The sequence below is a fragment of the Sebaldella sp. S0638 genome (genome assembly GCF_024158605.1).
Taxonomy (GTDB): domain Bacteria; phylum Fusobacteriota; class Fusobacteriia; order Fusobacteriales; family Leptotrichiaceae; genus Sebaldella.
Genome location: NZ_JAMZGM010000238.1, coordinates 1 through 1656 on the forward strand (window position 1 = coordinate 1; position 1656 = coordinate 1656).

A 1656-nucleotide genomic window follows, 5' to 3' on the forward strand; every position below is an offset into this window, starting at 1 on the left:
CTTCCTAAAAATCCATCCCATATATTTTTATGACTTTCTTTTAAAAAGTTTTCATACAGCCAGTTATATAGTCTTACCGGTTTCTGATTGGCATGTATTCTTTTTATACTTTGATTTGCTCCTACTATTCCTTTTTTTCCTTTTTCCGGTTCAAACTGTGTTCCATTAAATCCAAACCAGAAGAACCTTGCTATCCTTTGTCTATGTTTCACTTTACTCCAGCACAATTCAAACTCTGACAATGTGTAATCTGCTTTGGCTATATTCATACTCTCTGATTCAAAGTCGGTTCTTTTATCCCATACCAGCCAGCTACCGCCTTTTATTTCTTTTATATAGTAGTTTGCTCCCCACCAAAACTGTTCTTCTACATTCTTAAAATATGAAAGGAAAATACCACAATCAAAATGCTTATCATCATTTAATATCTTCCTATAGTTTTTACCATCACTCATTGCTGAAAAATCTGTATCAAGATTCATTCCATATGGCGGGTCTGATACTACTGCATCTATTTGAATACCTTTTAGGAGTTTATCCAGGTTATTTTTATTAAAGCTGTCTCCGCATAATATCCTGTGGTTTCCAAGTTCTATTAAGTCTCCTCTTTTTATTACCAGATTTTTTATTTCTTCAGGTATATATTCATCATCTACTTTTAGTTTTTCTTCTTTTATTTCCTTTAGTTCTATATCTTCAATGAATTTTAGTTCCTCATCATTAAATCCTAATAACTCAAGATTTATATCCTCTAAATTTAGAAGTTCTGTTTTTAAAAGTTCCTCATCCCATAAACTTAATTCTTTTATTTTATTATCAGCAAGTCTGTATGCCCTTACCTGATCATCTGTTAAGTCATCAGCTATTACACAGTCTATTTCTTTATATCCTAGCTTTTTAACTGCCTGTAATCTTCCATGACCTGCCACTATCACATTATTTCTGTCTATTACTATGGGCTGTCTGAATCCGTATTTTTTTATTATTTCTGCTAGTTTGCTTATCTGCTCCCTGCTATGGATTACTGGATTATTATCATATTCCCTCAGATCCTTTATATTTATTTTTCTTATTTCCATTTTCTTCTCCTATAGATGCTTTGATGTAAAAAAGAAAAAGCGAACCTAATACACATTTCTATGCATCAGGTCCGCTTGGGACACACTGTGTTAACGATATGAGGAGTTCCCATATGATACTTTATTACTAAAGCCACGTATTTATTTTATTGTTTTATTATCTTTTTCTGTCAATACTATTACATTCTCTTGTTTGCAACGTGGACACTTCCAGTCAAATTCCATTCTTACTATTGGTCTGTATGCATTAATATGGAATTTCCCGCAATGTCTACAACAAATGGGTAATTTACGTTTTATCATTTTGTACTCCTAAATTATATCATTTAAATACCTGTTTTTCAATATCTTTTGAACGGATTATTTATCTTATCTTCCTATACTTAGCACACAACTCCCCGTTTTCTGTCTTTACCTGCTGTACTTCATATTTCCCATCCTGCAGTCCTTTTACATTTTTCCTCACAAATTCCAGTAATTTTCCTGTAAAATTATGTTTCGTTATCTTCTCATTACTTATTATTATATATTTCACTATGCCTCCTAAAATTCTATTGATTTTATTATCTTACGGTAC

2 protein-coding genes are annotated in these 1656 nt (G+C 31.8%); both read right to left on the bottom strand.

Annotated features, from left to right (window positions below):
- The coding region (locus NK213_RS19925) for a ParB N-terminal domain-containing protein (RefSeq protein ID WP_253352598.1) at nucleotides 1-1079 on the bottom strand (1079 nt) is incomplete at its 3' end.
- Nucleotides 1080-1443: 364 nt separating this feature from the next.
- Nucleotides 1444-1614, bottom strand: a complete 171-nt coding sequence (locus NK213_RS19930; protein WP_253352600.1) for a hypothetical protein — start codon at nucleotides 1612-1614, stop codon at nucleotides 1444-1446.
- Nucleotides 1615-1656 lie beyond the last annotated feature (42 nt).